General features: G+C 43.7%; 18 protein-coding genes. 7 read left to right on the forward strand and 11 right to left on the reverse strand.

The features are described from left to right. Positions 1 to 256: 256 nt before the first annotated feature. From rpoD to ACOMA8_RS13420, 4 genes are all read right to left on the reverse strand, one after another. On the reverse strand, positions 257 to 1363 hold the full coding sequence (gene rpoD, locus ACOMA8_RS13405; protein WP_161900472.1) for an RNA polymerase sigma factor RpoD: 1107 nt from the start codon (positions 1361 to 1363) through the stop codon (positions 257 to 259). An 18-nt stretch (positions 1364 to 1381) separates the two neighbouring features. Continuing rightward, positions 1382 to 3283 carry a DNA primase gene (gene dnaG / locus ACOMA8_RS13410; protein ID WP_161900471.1) on the reverse strand — a complete coding sequence of 634 codons (1902 nt, stop codon included), beginning with the start codon at positions 3281 to 3283 and terminating at the stop codon, positions 1382 to 1384. Between the two features lie 342 nt (positions 3284 to 3625). Next, the gene (locus ACOMA8_RS13415) at positions 3626 to 4474 is read right to left on the reverse strand and encodes a DUF368 domain-containing protein (protein WP_421371365.1); all 849 of its coding nucleotides are present in this window, start codon (positions 4472 to 4474) and stop codon (positions 3626 to 3628) included. 66 nt (positions 4475 to 4540) lie between these two features. Continuing rightward, a complete protein-coding gene (locus ACOMA8_RS13420) occupies positions 4541 to 5173 on the reverse strand; it encodes a lysozyme family protein (protein WP_202622232.1) in 633 nt (210 codons plus the stop codon). 245 nt (positions 5174 to 5418) lie between these two features. Here ACOMA8_RS13420 and ACOMA8_RS13425 point away from each other — a divergent pair, with 245 nt between their 5' ends. Both ACOMA8_RS13425 and mprF read left to right on the forward strand, forming a co-directional pair. Then, positions 5419 to 6165: an alpha/beta fold hydrolase gene (locus tag ACOMA8_RS13425; RefSeq protein ID WP_421371367.1), complete on the forward strand. Its 747-nt coding sequence runs from the start codon at positions 5419 to 5421 to the stop codon at positions 6163 to 6165. A 73-nt stretch (positions 6166 to 6238) separates the two neighbouring features. Next, complete coding sequence (gene mprF, locus ACOMA8_RS13430) at positions 6239 to 8824, forward strand: bifunctional lysylphosphatidylglycerol flippase/synthetase MprF (protein WP_421371369.1); 2586 nt, start codon at positions 6239 to 6241, stop codon at positions 8822 to 8824. Positions 8825 to 8915: 91 nt separating this feature from the next. On the opposite strand, the gene ACOMA8_RS13435 is transcribed toward mprF, so the two are convergent. Together ACOMA8_RS13435 and tuf are read right to left on the reverse strand one after the other, a co-directional pair. Further along, a complete protein-coding gene (locus ACOMA8_RS13435) occupies positions 8916 to 10247 on the reverse strand; it encodes a CoA-disulfide reductase (RefSeq protein WP_421371371.1) in 1332 nt (443 codons plus the stop codon). A 143-nt stretch (positions 10248 to 10390) separates the two neighbouring features. Next, positions 10391 to 11578 carry an elongation factor Tu gene (gene tuf / locus ACOMA8_RS13440; RefSeq protein WP_161900466.1) on the reverse strand — a complete coding sequence of 396 codons (1188 nt, stop codon included), beginning with the start codon at positions 11576 to 11578 and terminating at the stop codon, positions 10391 to 10393. Positions 11579 to 11936: 358 nt separating this feature from the next. Here tuf and ACOMA8_RS13445 point away from each other — a divergent pair, with 358 nt between their 5' ends. After that, a complete protein-coding gene (locus ACOMA8_RS13445; RefSeq protein WP_161900465.1) occupies positions 11937 to 12275 on the forward strand; it encodes a YxeA family protein in 339 nt (112 codons plus the stop codon). A 212-nt stretch (positions 12276 to 12487) separates the two neighbouring features. On the opposite strand, the gene ACOMA8_RS13450 is transcribed toward ACOMA8_RS13445, so the two are convergent. Both ACOMA8_RS13450 and ACOMA8_RS13455 read right to left on the reverse strand, forming a co-directional pair. Beyond that, a complete protein-coding gene (locus tag ACOMA8_RS13450; protein ID WP_421371373.1) occupies positions 12488 to 13492 on the reverse strand; it encodes a nucleoid-associated protein in 1005 nt (334 codons plus the stop codon). Positions 13493 to 13578: 86 nt separating this feature from the next. Then, positions 13579 to 14682: a serine hydrolase domain-containing protein gene (locus ACOMA8_RS13455; RefSeq protein WP_421371376.1), complete on the reverse strand. Its 1104-nt coding sequence runs from the start codon at positions 14680 to 14682 to the stop codon at positions 13579 to 13581. A gap of 289 nt (positions 14683 to 14971) precedes the next feature. Between ACOMA8_RS13455 and ACOMA8_RS13460 the strand changes: the two genes are divergently transcribed. The 3 genes from ACOMA8_RS13460 to ACOMA8_RS13470 all read left to right on the forward strand — a co-directional run bounded on the left by ACOMA8_RS13460 (position 14972) and on the right by ACOMA8_RS13470 (position 17126). Beyond that, positions 14972 to 15823 carry an aldo/keto reductase gene (locus ACOMA8_RS13460; protein ID WP_421371378.1) on the forward strand — a complete coding sequence of 284 codons (852 nt, stop codon included), beginning with the start codon at positions 14972 to 14974 and terminating at the stop codon, positions 15821 to 15823. A 10-nt stretch (positions 15824 to 15833) separates the two neighbouring features. Next, positions 15834 to 16088: a hypothetical protein gene (locus tag ACOMA8_RS13465; protein WP_161900461.1), complete on the forward strand. Its 255-nt coding sequence runs from the start codon at positions 15834 to 15836 to the stop codon at positions 16086 to 16088. 309 nt (positions 16089 to 16397) lie between these two features. Continuing rightward, on the forward strand, positions 16398 to 17126 hold the full coding sequence (locus ACOMA8_RS13470; RefSeq protein WP_421371381.1) for a hypothetical protein: 729 nt from the start codon (positions 16398 to 16400) through the stop codon (positions 17124 to 17126). A gap of 103 nt (positions 17127 to 17229) precedes the next feature. Here the strand turns inward: ACOMA8_RS13470 and ACOMA8_RS13475 are convergent, their stop codons facing one another. Continuing rightward, positions 17230 to 19659, reverse strand: a complete 2430-nt coding sequence (locus ACOMA8_RS13475; protein WP_421371383.1) for a hydroxymethylglutaryl-CoA reductase, degradative — start codon at positions 19657 to 19659, stop codon at positions 17230 to 17232. 236 nt (positions 19660 to 19895) lie between these two features. Here ACOMA8_RS13475 and ACOMA8_RS13480 point away from each other — a divergent pair, with 236 nt between their 5' ends. Beyond that, complete coding sequence (locus ACOMA8_RS13480) at positions 19896 to 21047, forward strand: hydroxymethylglutaryl-CoA synthase (protein WP_421371385.1); 1152 nt, start codon at positions 19896 to 19898, stop codon at positions 21045 to 21047. 140 nt (positions 21048 to 21187) lie between these two features. On the opposite strand, the gene ACOMA8_RS13485 is transcribed toward ACOMA8_RS13480, so the two are convergent. Together ACOMA8_RS13485 and ACOMA8_RS13490 are read right to left on the reverse strand one after the other, a co-directional pair. Next, positions 21188 to 22108, reverse strand: coding sequence for a ribokinase (locus tag ACOMA8_RS13485; RefSeq protein WP_421371387.1), 921 nt, complete (start codon positions 22106 to 22108; stop codon positions 21188 to 21190). Continuing rightward, positions 22105 to 22701, reverse strand: a complete 597-nt coding sequence (locus tag ACOMA8_RS13490) for a sugar O-acetyltransferase (protein WP_237580469.1) — start codon at positions 22699 to 22701, stop codon at positions 22105 to 22107. Before ACOMA8_RS13490 ends, ACOMA8_RS13485 begins: the two co-directional genes overlap by 4 nt. Positions 22702 to 22834 lie beyond the last annotated feature (133 nt).

Raw genomic sequence — 22834 nt, forward strand, 5'->3', positions numbered from 1 at the left:
TTTCTTGGTGAGTGTGTTTTAGTCGACTTCATTCTATCAATTTGGGTATCTCTTTTTCTATACTTTGCATACAAAAAAAGTGTTGGAAGAAAATCGGAGATTTTCCACCAACACTAAATATTGTAGAGCCTAAATTACTGTGGCGCTATGTAACTGTTTCAAGCTTTTAGGCACGTTATCTACAATTGTCAGCGCCAAATAAAAGCGCCTCAAGCATAAGAAAAGCCGCTCTCAGTGAGAAGCGGCTTTAAGTGGCTTATTCTAAAAAGTCTTTCAATTGTTTCGAACGAGACGGATGACGCAGTTTGCGAAGTGCTTTCGCTTCAATCTGACGAATCCGTTCACGAGTTACGCCAAACACCTTCCCGACTTCTTCCAATGTACGTGTGCGACCGTCGTCAAGTCCAAAGCGCAGACGCAAGACGTTTTCTTCTCGGTCAGTCAATGTATCCAAAACATCTTCCAATTGCTCTTTCAACAGCTCATAAGCAGCATGATCAGCCGGACTGGTAGCTTCTTGGTCTTCGATAAAATCACCTAAGTGGGAATCGTCTTCTTCACCGATTGGCGTTTCCAAAGATACAGGCTCCTGAGCAATTTTCAAGATTTCACGAACTTTTTCAGTCGGTAGATCCATTTCAGCACCAATTTCTTCTGGTGTCGGTTCCCGACCAAGATCTTGCAACAATTGTCGTTGAATCCGGATCAGCTTATTGATTGTTTCCACCATGTGAACTGGAATACGAATCGTACGGGCTTGGTCCGCGATGGCCCGGGTGATTGCCTGACGGATCCACCAGGTTGCGTAAGTCGAGAATTTGAACCCTTTGCGGTAATCAAATTTCTCAACTGCCTTCATCAACCCCATATTTCCTTCTTGAATCAGATCCAAGAACTGCATGCCACGTCCGACATAACGTTTCGCGATTGAAACGACTAAACGTAAGTTAGCTTCAGCCAGGCGTTGTTTTGCCTCTTGGTCGCCTTCTTCAATCTTCAATGCCAAAGCGACTTCTTCTTCAGCCGTCAATAGCGGCACCCGACCAATTTCTTTCAAATACATCCGAACAGGATCATTGATTTTGACACCAGTTGGCGCTGAAAGATCTTCATCTTTCGCTTGTGTCGCCTTTTTTTCATCTTTTTTCAAGCTGTGAACAGATGGTTCTCCATTTTCGTCCACCACACTGATACCGGCATCTTCAACCTGCTGGATCAATTTATCCATCCCATCGGCGTCTAAAGAATAAGGTGTGGCCAATTGGTTGGAAAGTTCATCATACACCACTTGTCCTTTGGGTTTGTTTGCTTTGATGAACGCTGCTACTGCCTTGGTGTAGTCTTGCTTTGTTTCGTTTGCCATAATATTAGAAGGCCCCCCTTAAAAAATGTCGGTTTGCTTCAGTTGTTTCCTTAAATTTATAATCTCAACTGCCAACTCGAGTTCCAGTTGCGTATTTCCTACACGACCAGCTTCTTGCTGCCGAATAACTTTTTCATTGATTTCATCAGCTAATCTGGTCTTGTGAAATACCCGTAGGAGCGCACGAATCTCATGTTCGGTACTATCCTCTGGCATCGACAAGGTGGCAATGTTGATCACTTTGTTTTTGATTTCTGAATCATCAAGATAATCCAGAAAGGCGGCAATTTCAAATTCCCCTTTACTTTCGTAAAACGCTTGAAATAACCGATAAATCTGTTGATAGTCCTCATGAAGAAAATGGATGTCTTCTTGCTTCAAGCGAAAAACCAAACGCGGTTCACCAAACAACCGATAAAGCAGCTGTTGCTCCGCACGCTCGCCTTGAGTCAATGGACGTCTGGGACTATTTGGTGGCGCCAGAGAAGCTCCTGCGCCAAACTCCTCATCCGGTGGCGGTGGACCATAATCCTCATAGCCGGAAAAACCAGCCGCGCCATTTCCATAAGTCGAAGTTTGAGAACTACCCTTTTGCTGCACTTTTAAACTGCGCAGCTGCTGCTGCAACGTTTCTCGTTGCAAGTGGAACTCAGTTGCTAATTGAGTAAGGTAGTGATCTTGCTGTATCAGTGAATCTACCTTGGTCAATTCTTTCAAAACGGTTTCGATATAGAGCAGTTGATCATTCTCATTCGCTAAATTATATTTTCGTCGATAGTAGTCCATCTGGAAGCTGAAGACCGTTTCGCGACCATGACGAGCCAATTGTGCGAAGGCTTCACCGCCAAACTTTTGAACATATTCATCCGGATCCCTACCGTCAGGAATCCTAACAATATCTAATTTCATCCGGCTGTTTTCCGTCAAAAGTGAAATTGCCCGCTGTGTCGCCTCAATGCCGGCATTGTCCCCATCATAACAAATGACAATAGTTTCCGCCATTCTGTCAACCGCAGCAATTTGCTGTTGCGTCAAACTAGTCCCCATGCTGGCAATCCCGTTTTTGATGCCCGAACGCCAAGCAGCGATCACATCCATAAATCCCTCAAATAGATACACTGTACTCTCCTTACGAATCGTACTACGGGCTTTGTCGAAGTTAAACAGCACGTTGCGTTTGTTAAAGAGTTCCGTTTCCGGTGAATTCAAGTACTTGGGTTGATCAGTACCGGGAAAAGCTTCCGTTTTAAAAAAGCGCCCCGAAAAACCAATCGTCTTTCCTTGGGGGTCGCGGATTGGAAACATAATTCGTTGGTAAAAACGGTCAGCCACACTACCGTCATCACGAAGAATGAATAGACCACTGTCAGGATATAGCTCGCGATCAAACTTCTCATTTTTAAAGACTTGCTCTAAAAATTGCCGCTGATTGGGCGCAAATCCAATCCCAAACTCAGCAATCAGCTCGTCTGTCAATCCTCTATCCCGCAGATACTCCAACGCCTGTTCACCAACAGCGGTGTTCATCAGCATATGATGATAAATTTCCTGCGCTTTTTCATGCAACCCAATGAGCTGTCGTTGTTTTGAATTGACAGGACTACCTTGCGCACTTTCACGATATTCCGGTGCTAACGGAATGTTCTCCATGTCCGCCACTTTAGCGACGGCTTCTGGAAAACTAATTCCTTCAATCTCTTCTAAAAAACCAAAAACATTGCCGCTCTTGCCACAACCAAAGCAATGAAAAAACTGCTTATCCTCCGCTACAGAAAATGACGGTGTCTTCTCATTGTGAAAAGGACAGAGTCCAGAGTAGTTTTTGCCGGCTTTTTTCAGTTGCACATATTGGCCGATGACATCGACGATATTCACTTTTCCACGAATCTCATCGATCAGTTGCTGCGGAATCCTAGCCATCTGCCTCACTCCTTCCCCCTGTGTTGAAAGCGGGTCGCTATTCAAATCCGACAGAAAAGACAGCTGACCATATCAAAAGCAAATCCGCTCACCGCTACGAAAGACCGCCGGGTATACCTGTTTTACTTCTTTGTTTCAGTCGTTCTCTTTTGATACATCGAATCCTCTGCGGTAAAAAATCGCACCAATAGACATCAGCGCGACCAACAGAAAGACCCAATTATACATAGTTTATTTTACCACAATGAATTTCATTTTCAAGTCTTTTGCATAAGTCCTTTCAAAGCAAAAAAGAAACGATCATCCGTGAAAATTGAATTTTCTCACGAATGATCTTCTTGATTATTTGTATTTTTCTTCTAAGCGACTCATCCAAGCCCCTAAAGCCGCCCCTGCCACGCACAAGGCAACACTGGCCGCATAGTTTCCCGCGGTGAACCCGCTATAGTCAGTCGGAACAATCATAATCGTGGAGGCTAAAACAATGCCCATGATAAAGTGAAATAGTTGTGGGTAGGCCTTGCTGAAAATGTAATCCATAACTTTCGACAAGCCCAAAACACAAATCACTCCGCCAATTCCGATTGGTAAAATCACACCCATATTAAGGTTTTTGATTCCGTCAGACATAGCTTTATACATCCCCATATATACCAAGAAGTTAGAAGGACTCAGCCCCGGTACAATAATTCCCAAGCCAATCAAGCCACCGGCAATCATCCAAGTGAAAAAATTCTGATCTACATGACCAAACAAACCTGAACCTTTCCACAAAAACAACAATCCAGCAGCAAAACTTACGATTAGAATCACAATTTCTCGGGTACTGCGTCCTTTTTTTCCAGCCTCTTTCCACAACGCCGGAATCGTTCCAAGAATACATCCGACAAAAAACCAAAGAACTATGTTTTCATAAGTACCTAATGCAAAGCTAACGACAAAAGAAAGCAAAAAGACGCCGGTTATGCCCCCTAATCCCACCGGAATGAAAAACAAAACATTTTCTTTAAAATTACGGGTAATATGAGCCAGAAAGGAAATGATCCGCTCGTAGATCCCAAAAATCGCAGCCAATGCTCCGCCGCTGACCCCAGGAAGAATAAATCCAGAGCCGATAAACATTCCTTTTACAAAGCGTAGGATCCAGTCGCCGCCTCGCTTATTTTCTGTCATTTCTGTTTGCTTTTCCATGAAAACCAAGCCACCTCTTTTTTTCAAATATTCTTTAGTTTATCACAACTTCAACTTTCGACAACCCTAAAACAAGAAAGCAGTCAGCTCGTATTTCGTCTCATTCCACTTCACGATATCTGCGTAGAACAGATTTCCGCCGTTATGGTACAAAAAACCACCATTGTATAAAAGCGAATGAATTCCCCAGTAGCGGTATTTGGTCTGGTCTGCATTTCCCAGTTTTGGAGATAAGACGTCTCGAGAATAGCTTTCAGCAATCTCTTTAGAATTCTTTTTCCCTCTTTCTGCGACATAGTTAATATAGTCAAGTCCAAAGTTATAGGCTTGAATCGCCGTTTCTTCGTCACAACCGGCTGCTTTGGCCTCTTGCAGTGCCTGAGCCAAAAATTTCACACCGGCATCAATTGAGTCGCCTTCATCGGTAATCTTCCCTGATTCACCATACCTGCTTTCAGAACTCTGCATCAAATCTGAATGTTTGCCCTTCGTCTCGGTAAAAATAATTGCTGCAATCAAGTCCGTTTGGTTGGCAATTCCATATTTCTCTGCGGCTTCAGCTATTTCGTCATCGTAACGATGGACATCTTTTAAAATCCGATAGTTTCGAATACCCAGAACAACGCCACCGATGATTAGTAGCAAAATCAGCAAGCCTAGTAAAAATTTCAAAATCCGTTTTATCACACGCTCAACCATCCGTTTTCTTTATAATTTCGTTATTGAAAAAACTCAACTTCTGGGAAATTCCCAGTGAAAGTCCCCTTCAACAATATGAAAATTCGTCTTTTTTCATACTACTATTTTACCTTTTCTTTGACCAGAAATGATGATTTTCTTTTCATAAACTTAAACAACCACCTTACAAAACCGTTCGTCTTGTCACTGAATCATTGTCCAAAAAACAGCAAAGCCGCTATAATATAGAAAAGCAGGTGAAACAGATGGTACAAGAAAAGCACTATGCCATCATGAAAGATGGTACAAAAATCTATTACGAAACTTGTGGCTCTGGTCCAACGCTGGTATTTCTTCATGGAAACGGCAGTAACGGCCGCTTTTTTTCTTATCAGGTCCCATTTTTTGAAAAAAATCATCGACTGCTTATCGTAGACAGTCGCGGCCACGGGCATTCTACCAACAATGCCAAAGCCCTCTCTTTCCGGCTGATGGCGGATGACTTATTTACGGTTTTAAAACAAGAGCAGGTGACTATTTGTGATATCGTTGGCTTTTCTGACGGCGCCAATTTGGCTATGAAATTTGCAACTATGCATCCTGAAATGGTGCACAGATTGGTTTTAAATGCCGGAAATACCAATGTCAGTGGTGAAAAATTACTCTCCCGCGCAGCGACCCGTGTCTGGTATGGTTGGACCTGGCTTTTGAGCTATTTTGTTCCCGGCTATAAAGCCAAACTCAAAATAATTGGTTTGATGTTAAAAGACATCGGCGTTTCAAAAGAAGAATTACAACAAATCAAAGCGCCATCTTTGGTCATTGTAGGCAGTCACGATCTAATCAAAGTCCGCCACTCCCAATGGATTGCAAAGAACATTCCCCGCTCTGTTTTTAAACAGGTTTCCGGACAAGGGCACCTGCTGGCCCGTCGCGTCCCCCTTGTCTTCAACCAGGAAGTGGCTGCTTTTTTGGATGTGCCTTTTCCAATTTTCGAAGATCACTTGCGCTAGTATGCTGTCTGATACATTTTCAAATGAGGAGATTCTTTTTGAAGTCTAAAAAAAATGAATTGAAGGTGATGAAATGAAAGCAAGCATTGAATGGATCAAAGCCCATGCTAAAATATTCAAAACAATCTTTCTAGTAGCAGTGGTTGTTATCGTATTTGGAGAATTGATTTCTATTGGTAAAACAGTCAATATTAACCAACTAAAAGACTCCTTTGCCGATATTCCAGTTTATAAAATTATTTTGATGGGAGTTATTGGTATCCTCTCCATATTGCCAATGACTGGCTATGATTTTACTTTGAACCAGATGCTAGATCTCAAACATAAAAAAAGTTATATTCTCGAAACTAGTTGGTTAGTGAACACCATCAATAATATTGCCGGTTTTGGCGGTTTGGTGAGCATTGGCTTACGTTCAGAGTTTTACACAAAAGAAAAAAATAGCAAGGAAGTACTAGGTGCACTGTCGAAGATTCTCTTGTTTCTTGAGTCAGGTCTTTCTATTTTCAGCTTGATTAGTTTCTTCATGGTAATTTCCGGGAGCACTGAGTCCTTCTTACGACAATACTGGGTTTGGTTGATTGGCGGCGGTCTATATTTCCCAGCAGTCTATCTATTCACTGCACTAAAGAAAAAAGGTCTTTTGGGCGGACTACAGACAAAATTTCGCCTCCAATTAGCCCTGTCTTCCTTCCTTGAATGGGGCGGTGTTTTAACGACATTCCTAGTTATCGGCTGGTTCATGGATGTTCATGTGTCCATGTGGAATGTGGTACCTCTTTTTATCGCTTCTTCGGTGATGGGGATTGTCTCCATGATTCCTGGTGCGCTGGGGTCTTTTGATGTCATGATGATCTTGGGCATGTCCAATTTGGGGATTCCACGAGAAACCGTCATCGTTTGGTTGTTGCTGTTCCGTCTCTTTTATTACTTAATTCCCTTCGCTCTTGGAATGGTGCTGTTTTTTAAAAACATCTGGACTCGCTTGGATTCACGCTACGACAGCATTCCAAAAGAGCTGACCTTAGAAATTTTCCATAAAATTGAAGTTTTTATGTTGTATTTCAGCGGCATCATGTTGGTGCTTTTAGCGACGATTCCACAAGCTTTTTCGGAACTCAAATGGCTACAACACTTGAATTTCTTCCGCTATCATGCAATTGTTCAGTTTCCTAATATTATTCTAGGATTTTCTCTTCTAATCATGGGCCGTGGAATCGCTGCCCGGGTCAAACGGGCCTACTTTCCGACAATTGCCTTGTTAAGTATTGCGATTGTTTACAGTTGGTTGATTGACTTTAGTCCAGCAGCTGTAGTTTTATTGAGCTTAATGCTAATAATGATTGTCGTTTCTCGTAGTGAATTGTTTCGGGAGCAGCTTGTTTATTCGTGGGAATGGTTAACTATCGATGCCATTATTATCGGTACGCTGTCTTTGCTATATATCGCGATTGGTGTTTATAATTTACCTTCTTTTCCTCATCATCGCAACGGCCGGACAATCTCATTTTTCCTGTTTCCTTCTGAGAAACTTTGGTTTTCCGGATTTGTCGCCATCATCATCGTCTCTTTGTTCATCTTGCTCTTTGTTCGTTATCTGCAAGGCTCGAAAAAGCAGATGGGCATTTTTTTAGATGAGCAAAAGGTCTTAGCAATTCTTGATAAATTTGGCGGTAACATTGATAGTCAACTGGTCTTTTTAAAAGATAAATCCGTCTATATCTATAATGACGGCAAGGAGGATACCGTCTTCTTCCAATTTGCTACTTACAACAATAAGTGTATAGTTATGGGGGATCCTTCCGGTAAAAAAGAAGACTTTGAAAATGCCTATTATCAGTTCATCCATGAAGCGGATCAATGGTGTTATCAACCGGTCTTTTATGAAACCAATGAAGACAGCGTTATGACGCTTCACGAACTTGGGTATGATTTCATCAAGATGGGTGAAGAAGCCTTGGTGGATTTGGATACCTTCACCACCTCGGGCAAAAAAATGAAAGGAACGCGAGCCGTACTGAACAAAATCGCCAAAGAAGGGTATACCTTTGAAGTGTTGGAGGCGCCTTTCTCTGAGACTGACATGCAGGCTTTCCGGCAGATTTCTGATTCTTGGTTGGGAGATCGTAAAGAAAAAGGCTTTTCTCTGGGCTTCTTTTCTGAAAGTTATCTCCAAAGAGGTCCCATGGCAGTGGTAAAAAATACAGATGGCGAGATCGTGTCTTTTGCCAATATCATGCCGACTTACACCAAGGAAATTGGAACCATTGATTTGATGCGCCACCATAGCGACAAGGCCCCTTCTGGCAGCATGGATTTTCTGTTTGTAAATCTTTTCGAATACATGAAAAATCAAGGCATCCGTTACTTTGATTTAGGGATGGCGCCACTATCGAATGTCGGCAATTCCCGTAAAAGCTTTATTCAGGAACGAATGGCTTACTTAATCTATGAATTTGGTTCTCGCTTTTATTCTTTCCAAGGTTTGCGGGATTACAAAGAAAAATATGCCAGTGAATGGATTTCCCGGTATACTCTTTATTCACGGGACAGTTGGATTGCCTATGTCATGATTGCCATTTTGCTGATTGATAATCGAACCATCGAAAAAGACGGCACCGTGGCCCGCAACCGTAAAAAACGCTGGCTAAAGTTTTAATGATTGTTGAACTATTCAAAAAAGCTGTGAAACTCCCTTATGCATCAGGGTTTCACAGCTTTTTTATAATTACTTTTTAAAAATACACAGGCTATTTTGCAACATTGCCGGCGATATTCAATACATCCCAAGTTCGGGCAAATGGTGGTGCGTACATCAGATCCAACATCCCCAGATCAGCCGTCGTCATCTTAGCCGCAATCGCTGCCGCTAAAACATCGATCCGCAGTGCTGCTCCTTTTTCCCCACCGATTTGGCCGCCTAAAAGCCGGCGAGTCTCCTTTTCGTATACCAGTTTGACTCGAATATCCTTTTGACCAGGATAATAATCCGTCTGATTTTTATCGTCGATTACTATCGCTTTGTAATTTAATCCTAAATTTTTAGCATCGGCTTCTGTCAAACCAGTCCGAGCCAGTTCCAAATCAGTAAACTTGACACCAGACGTTCCCAGCGTGCCTGGATAATTAACTTCTCCACCGGCGATGCTTTCACCGGCGATACGCCCCAATTTATTAGCACCAGTAGCCAGTGGGAAATATTTGTCCTCACCTGTGACCTGATGTTTAACCGTCGCGTTATCCCCTGCTGCCCAGACATCTGAAACATTAGTACGGCCTTGTTCATCAACAATCAAAGCACCATTTTTCAGCTTGGCAAATTCCGCCCCCAGAAAATCGTTGGCCGGCCGAACACCGATAGCGACCAAAACCAAGTCAGTTTCATAACGTCCTTTATTGGTTACGACTGCATCAATATGGGTCTTGCCTTCAAATCCGGTAACTGCTTCTCCTACCCGCACATCGACAGCCGCTTTGGCCATCTTGTTTTCCAGCAGTTCAGTAAACTCTTCATCAAAAGAGTCCTTCATCAGGCGATCGTCCAATTGAATGATTCGCACCGATTTTCCTTGATGCAGCAATGCTTCTGTGAATTCAATTCCAATAAAGCCGCCACCGACTACGGTCACATTCTTGACAGCTGGATCTTCCAGCGCCGCTTTTACTTTGATACCGTCAGCCATTGTCTTCAAGGTAAACAGATTGTCGAAATCCACCCGATCAACCGGCGGCATAATCACCCGAGACCCGCTAGCGATCATCAGTTTGTCATAACTGTCAGAAAACTCCTCACCTGTCTCCAAGTTTTTCACAGTCACTTTTTTGGCAACGGTGTCCACTGCTGTTACTTCATGATGGAGTTGGATAGTGATTCCCTGCTTTTCAAAGGCTTCTTTGCTGCGGGCAATCATTTTATTTTGATCGGTAAAGAAATCACCAACAAAATAAGGCAGTCCGCAAGCTCCAAAACTAACCAATTCTCCTTTTTCATAAATGACAACTTCCGGAGCCTCAGCCATTTTTTGGACTTTGACGGCTGCACTAGTTCCAGCCGCCGTTCCGCCGATAATTATCGTTTTCATATACGCACCTGCTTTTTTATAATTGCATTCATTTCTATTTTAACCTTCAAGAAACCTTAGCCAGCTTTCCAATTTCCAGAGAAAGAACCAGAAAAACAGACCACAATCTATTCAACGACTGTGGTCTGTTTGTTTCAGACAAATCAAGATTCGATATCAGTTACCATACCTGATCCGACAGTACGTCCGCCTTCACGGATGGAGAAGGTCGTCCCTTGTTCAACAGCGATTGGATGAATCAATTCCACTTCAATCGTTACATTGTCACCAGGCATAACCATTTCAACACCTTCAGGCAATGTAATGGAGCCGGTCACGTCAGTTGTGTGGAAGTAAAATTGTGGACGATAGTTATTGAAGAACGGTGTATGACGGCCGCCTTCTTCTTTCGTCAAGATATAAACTTCCCCTTTGAACTTGGTATGAGGAGTGATGGAACCTGGTTTTGCCAAAACTTGACCACGTTCAATTTCCTCACGGCCGACACCGCGTAGCAGAACGCCGACATTATCTCCGGCTTCACCATAATCCAATGTCTTACGGAACATTTCCAATCCAGTAACAACAGCTTTTTGAGTTTCTGGTTTAATTCCGACAATCTCAACTTCTTCGCTGACTTTAATTGTCCCACGTTCGATACGACCGGAGGCAACAGTCCCACGACCAGTAATAGTGAAGACATCTTCCACTGGCATCAAGAAAGGTTTATCCGTATCACGAACCGGTGTTGGAATGTATTCGTCAACCGTGTCCATTAATTCTTCGATAACCTTTTCTTGTTCAGGGTCACCTTCCAAGGCTTTCAAAGCGGATCCTTTGATGACTGGAATATCGTCACCAGGGAAATTATATTCGTTCAGCAATTCGCGAACTTCCATTTCCACCAGATCCAACAATTCGTCGTCATCTACCAAATCAACTTTGTTCAAGAAGACGATAATGTCTTTAACACCTACTTGCCGTGCTAACAAAATATGTTCACGAGTCTGTGGCATTGGCCCATCAGTGGCGGATACTACCAAAATGGCACCATCCATTTGCGCAGCACCTGTAATCATATTCTTTACGTAGTCCGCGTGTCCTGGTGCGTCAATATGAGCATAGTGGCGTTTTTCAGTTTCATATTCAACGTGGGCTGTATTGATTGTGATCCCACGTTCACGTTCTTCGGGAGCGGCATCGATTGCTGCATAGTCTTGTGCGTTTGCCAAACCTTTTTTCGCGAGGACTGTAGTAATGGCAGCTGTCAAAGTGGTTTTACCGTGGTCGACGTGCCCGATCGTTCCGATATTAACGTGTGGTTTGCTTCTGTCGTAATGTTCTTTTGCCATGATTAATCCCTCCAATAAATGTGTGCTTCAACGGTTGGCTTCCGCCTGGCACGACTCGGGTCAAGTGTTCTTGGCTCTCAACAAATCAATTATAGCCTTGTCCCGACACCTTGTAAAAAATTTTCACTCGAAGCACTTACTTTTTGTTAGTTTTTCGAATCTGTCTTTATTATAGGTCAAAAATGATCAAAGTCAAAAGATTTGCTTTAGCTTTCAAAACGCTTTTTATTTAAGTGAATTAAGTGAAAAAAAGTGCCCCTTCAGTCAGCTATACCTTTGGTGATTAGAGCTTCCAACAGCAAGCTGCTGCTTAAATACTGTATAATAGCAGCAAGATTGAATTAATGAGGTGATAATTTTGAAAAAATGGTTTGCAGGTTTATTAGTGTTGGCTGTCTTTTGTGCTGGCAGTTTTTACACCTATCAATACTTTTACGGCGGCAGTAGTTTTTATACAGTGATTCGTGACGAGGGTACAAAATCCGGTAGTGGTGAGGATACTGTCTACGTCTACAAACAAGCTGCCTACGATGACCAAGGCGACCGAGTCTCAGTAGAAATGCGGGAATATCGCAAACAACCTCTGCGACAGGGGGCTTATTTGAAGCTGTTGGTCAATCCGCAAAAGGGAGTACTTAGTTGGGAAGAAATTTCTGCCGATCAGGTGCCGAAAAAAGCCCTGGATCAATTAGAATAGGCATTTCCAAAGATTTAGCAAGCCCAACAACCGGCAACTGACCGGATACCATCAGTCAAAACTATAATCTAAAAAAGCCCAGCTGTATCTTGACAGTCCTCTGTGGTTTCGGCAATCACTTTTTTCGAACACGCCACAGGTATGACAAAGGTCCAATTGGGCTTTTTTAATAACTCATATTTCACGTCGCACACTTGCTCACAGAGATCTTTTCACAAACGATTAACGACATCTTCTACGTTTTTGATGGTCACTGAGATAGTCCCATCAGGATTGTTGACAAACTCAATCAAATTCGGATCACGGTAAACATCCAAAGGAACAATCAGTTCAATACCATTGGAAAGCTTCAATTTCTGTTTTCCATACTTCTTTTCTGTCAATTCTTTGACTTCTCGCAGCAACGGCGCGCGATCCACGAATCCTTTTTCTGCAACTTCTTCTTTAAAAGCCAATTTGGCCGTGATGTTGTCTTTGAAAACTTTTTCAGCTACCTCTTCAACAGCCAGTTCCCCATTTTCTTCAATGGAATCATAGACTGCCTCTTTGACATCAGCAATCAAATCATGTTTTGGCGCATCGAATTTTTTGCCAATTTTTTCGGCAACTCGTTTGATGACTTTGACATTGTCCTCCAAAGAAAGTTGTGGCTGGCTTTCGATGACTTCAGTAGAAAAATACAGCCGCTTTTCACCAGAAAAGGTGTATTTTTTTTCGACCAACTCATAGGCCATTGTCGTCAAATCAACTGTCAAACCTTCATCAGCCTTTTGAGTCTTATTAGCCAAGATTGCCCGATTAATGATCAGCTGATTTTTCAAACCGGCTTCCTCGCTGTCCACGTAGTGAGTATAGCCTTCGTTGTAGTTTACTTTCAAAAAAGCCACATGCAGCGCCGTATCCAGTTCATACAACACCACAAACACATCACATCCCGGTGCATCTTCACTTTGATTGTAGTTTTCATACCAAAGCTGCGTCAAATCTGCCGACGCTGTCACAAAATCTTGAGGCAGCTGTTTGATCATCTCAGTAAAAGGCGCTGCTTCTGCCAATATGCCGGTTTTGGTTTGAGGTGTTGACAGCTTTTGAATCTTTTTTGTCAAATATTCTCGAATATATGCTGTCGTCAAATCCAGCGGCACTTGAGAAAATACCGGTGCACCGGACTCGCGATCTAGCAAATGTAGAATCGCTTGTTTCAAATAAATATCCATTTTGTCTCGTTCCTTCTTTTATAACCTGCAGGCAGGATTTTTTTCATGCCTGTTTAGTTTACACAAAATGATAGCTAAAAAACAAGTCAATGGCGACTGACTAAATCAAAGAGGGTTTCAGCCAAATTATCTGCTCCTGATGTCGGCGCCTGATTTGCTAACAGGATTACCAATGTTTCGTTTGTCTCATCGCCATAGACAGCTGTATCAAAACCACCTAGAGAGCCGTGAATCATTTTTCGCCCAGCTTCATGCCAGAGCCCGCCACTGTAACTTTCTGAATCGACAGCTGCCATTTGGTGATACTCCGCCTTTGATAAAAGTCGCCCGTCGATTAACCCTTGTTGAACAGTCCATAAATCAGCTGCAGTCATATACAAATTGCCCGCCCCCAACAGACTTGAAAACAAACGCTGGCTGTTGTCAAAATCATCATCGCGATAATCCAGTCCCCACTCATGACGATAAGCTTGGGGGATGACTACACTCTCGGGAAGTTGATCCCAAGACCACGTATGTTTCAAATGAAGAGGCGCAATAATGCGTTGTTGCAGGTTTTCTTCATAACTTTTCCCAGTCAGTTTAATGATGATTCCCGCCAAAAGTGTATAATTGGCATTCGTGTAGGAAAACTCCTGCTCATTGCCACTGGACAATTCATCAAGGGTATACTCCAACTGCTCGTCTTCAGTAGTCAATACAGACGGAGGCGCGGTCTCTGCCATTTGAATACCCGAGTTGTGATCTAGAAGTTGACGCACTGTAATCTGATTGCTGTCACTTATTTCAGGATAAAATTCTGCTAATGAAGTGCCATAGGTTATGAGTTTTTCTGACACCAGCTGCTGAATCATGATAGCGGTCATAAATTTTTGCAATGAAGCCACTGGATAGGCAACTTCCTCGTCATTTAATTGTTTTTCTTTAAGATTGGCAAAACCAAAAGATTCCTGAAAAATCGGCTGGCCATCATGTATGATCAATGCGGTCCCTTTGAAGGATTGTTGCCGCAATTCGTTTTCAATTTCTGTCTTCATCAAAGGAGAATCTTCATTTTCCTGCAGCAAGGTAGCCGCAAAAACCGGCTGTGGCGAATCTGAGAAGACCGCATCTTTGCCTACTGCTGCGCCCCAAAGAACTGCCCCCAGCAAAAGCACGCTTAAAAAAAGACTGCTGATTATTTTTTTCATGTTATTTCCTCTCCATTCGTCTTTCGCTATTCTAATCTCTTTCAGCACTTTTTTCAGCGATTTAATCAATTTGTCATCTAATTGTTGAAAATGCAAAATTCAGGATTTTTCGGCAAGATTGCGCTACACTTGGTTTGTTATAAATATTACCCAGAATCAGTGAAGCTGCTTCTTCAAAAACGCTTAAACTCTTCTAAAAAATGTGGAGGGGATCAGCCCTTATTTTTTGTTTGAGACTTGAGCGAGTCTTGAGGATAGTCGGTTTAATAAAAAAGGAGGAACTAACGCTATGCAATCGTTGACATCAACCTATACTTTGGCAAATGGAATCAAGATCCCGGTAGTCGGCTTTGGAACTTGGCAGACACCTGATGGGGAAGTCGCTGTTTCTTCAGTCAAATCTGCACTGGCAAATGGCTACCGTCACATTGACACTGCACAGGCCTATAAAAATGAAGAAGGTGTCGGCCGCGCACTCAAGGAAAGTGGTATTCCCAGAGAAGAGATTTTTCTGACTACCAAATTGTGGAATAAAAATCATAGTTACGATTTAGCAATGTCTTCTTTTGCCGAATCACTGGAGAAATTACAAACAGAATACGTGGACTTATTTTTAATCCACTGGCCGAATCCTGTCGATTTCAGAGATCACTGGCAAAATGCCAATGCCGAATCGTGGCGGGCCATGGAGGACCTGTACGAGGCGGGTAAAATCAAAGCCATTGGTATTTCTAATTTCCGACCTCACCACATAGAAGAACTGAAAAAAACAGCGAAAATTATGCCTATGGTCAACCAGATCTTTTTGGCACCCGGTGAAAAACAAGAAGAGGTTGTTTCCTATTGTGAAGACAACGATATTTTATTGGAAGCTTACAGCCCTCTTGGAACTGGCAAAATTTTCGAAGTTCCTGAAATGAAGGCACTGGCGGAAAAACACAACCGTTCCATCGCACAAATTGCTTTACGTTGGTCCTTGCAACACGGCTTTTTACCTCTACCAAAATCTGTTACTCCAAGCCGAATTAAAGAAAACGCACAACTCTTTGATTTTGAATTGAGCAAAACAGACATGGCACAAATTGACGCGCTGGATGGTGTGGTTGGTAAAGCTGGCGACCCCGATCAAACGACCTTTTAAGGTGCCTGCAATGAATATCTCTGTTCGTTTAAACGCATTGCCGGAAAACGTCAAACAAACTTTTCATAAAGATTTTGTTTTTTTAATCTTTCCTGACAAAATCCAACATTTTCCAGCCCGCAATTGGACCAAAGAGCAAATTTTGGAAAAGCTCCATGAGTATCTGGGGACTACCATTGATTATCAACAATGGCAGGGCCATTTAATCGCAAGTTCGCCTGATAAAAAAATGGCTATTCTTCTTCCCAATCGTCACATGCTATGAGTTGTTGAAAGAATCCTTGACGAAGTTTTCTTTACAGAAAACTTTCCGCCAAGGATTCTTTTTTTACATAGGGCTTTTCAAAAAACGATTTATTCTTTATAATCAGATGGGATTTTACTCGTTTTCGCGGTTTGAATAACGGTGGTCAGATTGCAGCAAATTAGTGAAGTAATCGAACAGACTTTCTTCCCCACCTTTGCCTCAGTCCCTCACGGCAAAAGACATTCTGACTCTCAGGTAGGGTCAGTTTCTCGGATACCGTTGTTTTATTCAAACCGCCCTCAACACAAATTAAAAAGGAGCCTTAAAATGAAGAAAAAGCAAAAAGAAAAGCTGATGAAAGCTTTCCGTCCCTCTTTTGAAAATGCCCGTCAACAATTGTTTCAACATCTGGAAAACAAAGCCGCTGAATTATACGGTTTGGCAATCTCGGTGAAACTCAATCCTAAAAAGCAGGATGAACTGCTAATTGAGAATCAAGGTCCCACGACTCGGGACAAACAGCTGACAGTCCCTATCGATCAAAGCTTCACCACAATTATCAAACGGATTCAAGAGCGGGAAAAAGGGCTGTTGGACCAATTTGCCACGAATCTGACACACGAAATCGCGAACTATTGGTATGTTCCAGCAGTGAAAGCTCCAGAAACAGAATCAGCTGTTGCGACAACCAAAACTGTCGCTGAAGCCAAAACTACCAATGAGGCTGCTTTTTCAACCGCAACACCTGCAGTTGAAAAAGCAGATGAACAAACAGCTGTTGCAGCAAGTACAGAAACGGCGGCCACAGATTCTATGTCCCTTGCCGCTTTCACCGCAGCCATCCAGCAATTTCCTAAATTCTTTGTGGATCAAGATACCGAAGCAATTTTAGTAAAAGAAAAAACACCGAAGGAAGATCGGCTGTTGGCAACTATTTCCCGCCATACTGTTGGCGAATTTGTAATCGAAAAAGCATTGGATCGCAAATACAAATTGAAGACTGAAGTCATTCCAGTCATCGAAACCTTGGCAAATACCCCTCTTGCTGAACGCTGAGGACAAGTTATCGTTTTATGAACTAATCTGAACTAAACCCAAAAGAGCGTCCCCCTAAGCCGGCTACCGGCCTTAGGGGGACGCTCTTTTGACGCTTTTATTCTCAATTATTTCGCAGTGTTGCCAATAAACGCTTAGCAGCTGCTTCATTCATAACCGGTTCTCTTTTTAACAGGCGGCTGACTGCCTGCACTTCCTCTTCTTTGGCTCCGACTGACAGCGCCAACGAACGCGCTTGCAGTGCCATGTGACCTTTTTGAATGCCTTCTGAAACCAACGCCCGCAATGCTGCCAAGTTCTGGACGAGACCACCGGCAACAATCACTGAAGCCAGTTCCGCCGCTGTCGTCACAGCCATCAGTTGCAAGGCGGCTTGCGCTTTTGGCAGAACCCGAGTACCGCCACCGACAATTCCCACGGACAGTGGCAGCGTCAACTCCCCTACCAATTGGTCCTCTTCCACCCGCCATTGACTCAGACCACGATACTGTCCGTCTTTTACTGCAAAAGCATGACAGGCGGCTGCTTGTGCCCGAGTATCATTTCCAGTGGCAAGCAAGATTCCCTCGATGCAGTTCATGATACCTTTATTATGGGTGGCTGCTCGATAAGGGTCCAGTTGCGCCAGACGTGAGGCGGCTGCAATACGCTTCGCGGTTTCCAAGCCATCCTCATTACGGCTAAGTTTTCCTACCGGTATACGGCAAACCGCGGTTACTAACGCTTCTGTCGTCAAATTGGACAAGATACTCAGCAAGACATTTTCTTCCGGTAAGGCTTCTCGCAAAAAAGTGGCACAAGCTTCCAAGATAGTATTGATAATATTAGCACCCATCGCATCTTTGGTGTCTGCTAAAAAGTCAACGGAAACAAAGTCATCACCAATTTTACGTACCTGAATCTCTCGTAAACCGCCGCCTCTGGCATAGATGGAAGGGTAAGCATTTTCAGCAAGAGCAAAGAGCTGCTTTTTAGCAGCAGTCACAAAAGCCGCAACTTTGTCCTGATCTGCAACTTGACTGAAGACAATTTGCCCTCGTGCCAAACGTTCAGGGGCAAATGTTGTGATTTCCCCGGCCATCTTACTGCCATTACTCATGGCGGCAATCACAGAAGGCTCTTCAGTGGCTACCGGAACAGTATATTTTTTACCGTTGACGATTAAATCCGGGACTACTCCCATGGGAATCTCAACTTCACTGATGCGATTTTCAATCAAATGATCTGCAATATCTGCTGCCAATGTCGTCTTTTCCAGTTCTTCTTTCAGCTGGGTATCAATGATTCCTCGAGTTTCCAAATCTGCCAAGCGTTCCGCCGTCGTCAGCTCATAGAAGCGCTGGCGTTTTTTTTTTTGATTCGACGCTTTTTTTGGCACTGCTTCCAAAAGGACAGCCAATCCCAGTCCGCCACCAATACAAAGGGAAGCAACACCGTAACGTTTGTGTTGAGCTTGCAATTGATGCCCCAACGTCGTCAAAATTCTGGCCCCGGTCGCACCAATTGCGTGCCCTAGTGAGATTCCGCCGCCATAGATATTGATTTTTTCGGCGGGGATTTCCAGTTCTCGCTCCACCACAATAGAAGAAGCAGCAAACGCTTCATTGATTTCAAACAAATCGATGTCTGCAATGGTTAGTTCAGCCTTTTCCAATAGCTTACGGATGGCAGTAATCGGTGCAATCCCCATTACTGCGGGGTCAATGCCAACTTCTGAGACCTCTTTAATGACTGCCAAATAAGGCAGCCCCTTTTGATCCGCATAATCCTTGGAGGCCACTAGCAACGCAGCCGCCCCGTCATTGATTGTCGAAGCATTCCCGGCCGTTACAGTGCCCTCTTTTTTGAAGGCAGTTTTAAGGGTGGCTAGTTTTTCTACTGTGGAACCTGGGCGGATTCCTTCGTCTGCCGTCATTGTTCCTTCAGCTAAGGAAATGGGCACGATCTCCGGCTCAAAAAGACCCGCGGCACGGGCTGCTGCCGCTTTATTTTGTGAGTGAACAGCAAAAGCATCTTGTTCTTTACGACTGATGTGGTACTTTTCTGCAACATTTTCTGCAGTCAACCCCATGTGTTTTTCACTTTGGGCATCTGTCAGGCCATCGATGATCATGCTGGAGATGGGGGTGTCATATTCTCCACTTGCCGCATCAAATACTTGCAGCTGAGGTGCCCTGGTCATACTTTCAATACCACCAGCCAGTACCACCTCTGTTTCTCCTAGCAAAATCGCTTGACGAGCCAACAAGACTGCCTTCATCCCCGATCCGCAGACCTCATTGATTGTTGCTGCCGGAACGCTGTAATCTAATCCAGCCGCCAACGAAATCTGTCGAGCAGGATTTTGTCCGTTGCCCGCCTGTAAAACATTGCCAAAGTATACTTGGTGAATATCCTCTTTTACCTGTGGATATTTGTTTAATAAAGCTTGCGTCACCTTGGTTCCTAATTGAACAGCCGTAAAATCTTTCAATTGCCCTTTGTATTTGCCAATGGGTGTTCGCAATCCGTCTAAAATGACAACTTCTTTCATGAAGTCACCTCCACCTTGCAATATAACATTTCTATCCATAAAAACAAATAACATTTCTTCCGTGGCTGTCTAGCCCTCAAAAAGTTTTAACAAACTTTAAATAATCACTTTTTGCTTTCGCAAGCACAGGATTTTGTGCTAATTTAATAGAGGAATTAACCCTACATTTGAAAAAAATATAGCAAAACACAAAGAGGCTTTTCGCTCTGTCTTTGTGACCATCCAGGAGGCCCAAAATGACTGCAGGGATCGATAAAATAAACTTTTTTGTACCGCCGTACTACTTGGATATGAAAGATCTGGCCCACGCTCGCAATGTGGATCCAGACAAGTTCACCATTGGAATCGGACAAGATCAAATGGCGATCTCTCCGGTTTCCTATGACATCATCACTCTGGCTGCCAATGCTGCACTGCCACTTCTCACCGAAGAAGACAAACAAGCCATTGACTTGGTGATTGTGGGAACCGAATCCAGCATTGATGAGTCAAAAGCTGCTGCCGTGATTCTTCATGGCTTGCTGGGTATCCAACCTTTTGCTCGCGCCATCGAATTGAAAGAAGCTTGCTATAGCGCAACTGCCGGCCTACAATTTGCCAAAGAGTATGTCTTGCGCCATCCAAACCGCAAAGCTTTAGTAATCGCCGCTGATATCGCCCGTTACGGCTTAAACTCAGGAGGCGAACCGACACAAGGCGCCGGCGCTGTGGCAATGGTCATCAGTTCAGAACCCCAAATTTTAGCCCTTTCAGACGAAAGTGTCGCTTTGACGCAGGATATTTATGACTTTTGGCGTCCTACCGGTACCGAATATCCAGTAGTAGACGGCCCGTTATCAAATGCTACGTATATCGAATCCTTCCAACGAGTTTGGCAGGAATTTGGTCGGCGCTATCAGAAAAGTTTGGCAGACTTTGCGGCCCTGAGTTTCCACATCCCTTATACTAAAATGGGCAAAAAAGCTTTGTTGGCAGGCTTGGCTTCTGAAAGTGAGGAAGAACAAGCACGGATCCTCACACAATACGAAGAAAGTATCCGTTACAGCCGCCGCGTCGGCAATCTGTACACCGGTTCGTTGTACTTGGGACTGATTTCGCTTCTTGAAAATAGTCAGCAGCTTCAAGCTGGTGACCAAGTGGGCCTATTCAGCTATGGTTCAGGAGCTGTCGCCGAGTTCTTCACCGGGACCTTGCAAGAAGGCTTTACTGATCATCTGAGAAAAAACCAGCACGAAGCACTCCTTGATGCACGAATTCGTTTATCAGTTGCCGAATACGAAGCAATGTTCAGCACCGAACTGACAAATGCCAATCTGGCAGCTGATCCAGATACGACACCTTTTCGTCTGGCCGCAATTCATCAGCAAATCAGAGAATATCGCGCCTAAATCTGTGAGACTTGTCTTCTTTTGCGTTCGTTTTATTCTATGAAATTCAATGGTAATCTCAAATAAAAAAATCCTCCGGGCTCTGGGAAAAGTCATCGCCAGAACCTGGGGGATTTTTGCTGCTCTTTTTCACTGATAGGTCAGGAATTATTAGCCTGTTTTGCCATGAACTCTGCTAGTTGCTTCTCTGAGGGCATACCGCTTTGTGCGCCCATTTTTGTGACGGACAACGAAGCCCCAAATGAAGCTTTCAATACAGCTGTCTCCAGCGGTTCCTTTTTAGCAAGAGTTGCTGCCAAAATGCCATTGAAAGTATCTCCAGCACCTGTCGTATCGGTAACAGCCATCCTAGGCGCTGCCACGGTCTTCACCTTCCCCTCCAGGACATAAGAGACCCCTTTACTGCCACGAGTAACAATCAGCTGGGTTTCTTGTTTTTTTGACCAGGATAGCATGGCCGCTTCCACATCAAATGATTCCGTCTCTGAACTGGTTTGGACCATCCGTCTGAATTCTCGTTCATTTGGTGTGATGTAATCGACAAATGGTAACATCTCTTCCACTGCTTCGTGGTAGGGAGCCGGATTCAAAATAGTGATTAGCCCTTTTTCCTTGGCTCGTTTAAAGGCATCCATCACAGTCGCCGGGGGAATTTCTAACTGAGCAAGCAGAACTTGAGCTTGTTCCAGCACAGCCTCTTTCAAGTCATCCGGTGTAACCAGCTGATTAGCTCCGGGCAAGACGACGATTGCATTGTCTTCTGGTAGCTTCATGATAGCAGCCGTACCGGTGAATGCATCAGCTTCCAATTTCACCTGACTCATATCGATCGCTGCCATGTTCATGTGAATCATCAGCTTGTCACCAAATGTATCGTTACCAACCTTTCCTACCAACGTCACCGGAACGCCTAAACGACGGCATGCCACTGCTTGGTTTGCACCTTTGCCACCAAAAAAATAGCTAACATTGTCACCAAGAACAGTCTCCCCGATACTGGGCATTTTTGAAACTTCCATGACGAGATCCATATTTAAACTTCCCAGTACTAGAACCTTCATTTTTGCGCCTCGTCTGCATTAAGACATTCTTCATCGGACAGTGTTCGAATCACGCGACAAGGGGTACCAAATGCCAAGACATTTGCGGGAATATCCTTTGTCACTAGGCTGTGAGCTCCGATTACTGAGTTTTCACCAATGCTGACTCCCGGTAAAACGGTAACGCCCGCTCCTAACCAGACATTGTTGCCAATCGTCACGGGTTTGTTGAATTGGGCTTGCTGCAGCCGCAATTGTGGTGACAATGGATGCCCTGCCGTACACAAGCTGACATTTGGCCCCATCATTACCTTGTCACCAATCGTAATCTTCGTGTCATCCACTAACGTCAGGTGGGAATTAGCATAAACATTCTTACCAAAATAGGTATTTTTCCCCCAATTTGCCGAAAAAGGTGGTTCGATATATGAACCCTCCCCAAAATCACCTAACAACTGCTGCAAGATGGCTTGTTTTTCTGCACCTTTACTTGGCAAGGTATGATTGAACTGAAACAACAAGTCACGATAACGGGCCTGTTCCTTCAAGATTTCTTCGTTTTCAAAATAGATTTCGCCGGAATCCATCTGCTCTTTTATTTTTTCTGTCTCCACAAAACTCACCCTTCTTTTCTGAAATCACTTGCCTTTTTATTATAGCACGGGAAAGCTCCTCTTCAGCTTGAAAGGGTGATTTTTCAACCTTTGCCCACAACACATTTTTTACCAAATGAAAAAATACTTAACA

The organism is Enterococcus infantis (assembly GCF_049166715.1).
Classification (GTDB): Bacteria; Bacillota; Bacilli; order Lactobacillales; family Enterococcaceae; genus Enterococcus_C; species Enterococcus_C leclercqii.

Excerpts from the sequence above, each read along its gene's own strand:
- ACOMA8_RS13425 (WP_421371367.1), top strand. The coding sequence starts at position 5,419 with ATGGTACAAGAAAAGCACTATGCCATCATGAAAGATGGTACAAAAATC.
- ACOMA8_RS13455 (WP_421371376.1), bottom strand. The coding sequence starts at position 14,682 with ATGAAAAAAATAATCAGCAGTCTTTTTTTAAGCGTGCTTTTGCTGGGG.
- ACOMA8_RS13480 (WP_421371385.1), top strand. The coding sequence starts at position 19,896 with ATGACTGCAGGGATCGATAAAATAAACTTTTTTGTACCGCCGTACTAC.
- ACOMA8_RS13485 (WP_421371387.1), bottom strand. The coding sequence starts at position 22,108 with ATGAAGGTTCTAGTACTGGGAAGTTTAAATATGGATCTCGTCATGGAA.
- mprF (WP_421371369.1), top strand. The coding sequence starts at position 6,239 with ATGAAAGCAAGCATTGAATGGATCAAAGCCCATGCTAAAATATTCAAA.
- dnaG (WP_161900471.1), bottom strand. The coding sequence starts at position 3,283 with ATGGCTAGGATTCCGCAGCAACTGATCGATGAGATTCGTGGAAAAGTG.
- ACOMA8_RS13470 (WP_421371381.1), top strand. The coding sequence starts at position 16,398 with ATGAAGAAAAAGCAAAAAGAAAAGCTGATGAAAGCTTTCCGTCCCTCT.
- ACOMA8_RS13460 (WP_421371378.1), top strand. The coding sequence starts at position 14,972 with ATGCAATCGTTGACATCAACCTATACTTTGGCAAATGGAATCAAGATC.
- ACOMA8_RS13450 (WP_421371373.1), bottom strand. The coding sequence starts at position 13,492 with ATGGATATTTATTTGAAACAAGCGATTCTACATTTGCTAGATCGCGAG.
- ACOMA8_RS13435 (WP_421371371.1), bottom strand. The coding sequence starts at position 10,247 with ATGAAAACGATAATTATCGGCGGAACGGCGGCTGGAACTAGTGCAGCC.
- ACOMA8_RS13420 (WP_202622232.1), bottom strand. The coding sequence starts at position 5,173 with ATGGTTGAGCGTGTGATAAAACGGATTTTGAAATTTTTACTAGGCTTG.
- ACOMA8_RS13475 (WP_421371383.1), bottom strand. The coding sequence starts at position 19,659 with ATGAAAGAAGTTGTCATTTTAGACGGATTGCGAACACCCATTGGCAAA.
- rpoD (WP_161900472.1), bottom strand. The coding sequence starts at position 1,363 with ATGGCAAACGAAACAAAGCAAGACTACACCAAGGCAGTAGCAGCGTTC.
- tuf (WP_161900466.1), bottom strand. The coding sequence starts at position 11,578 with ATGGCAAAAGAACATTACGACAGAAGCAAACCACACGTTAATATCGGA.
- ACOMA8_RS13465 (WP_161900461.1), top strand. The coding sequence starts at position 15,834 with ATGAATATCTCTGTTCGTTTAAACGCATTGCCGGAAAACGTCAAACAA.
- ACOMA8_RS13415 (WP_421371365.1), bottom strand. The coding sequence starts at position 4,474 with ATGGAAAAGCAAACAGAAATGACAGAAAATAAGCGAGGCGGCGACTGG.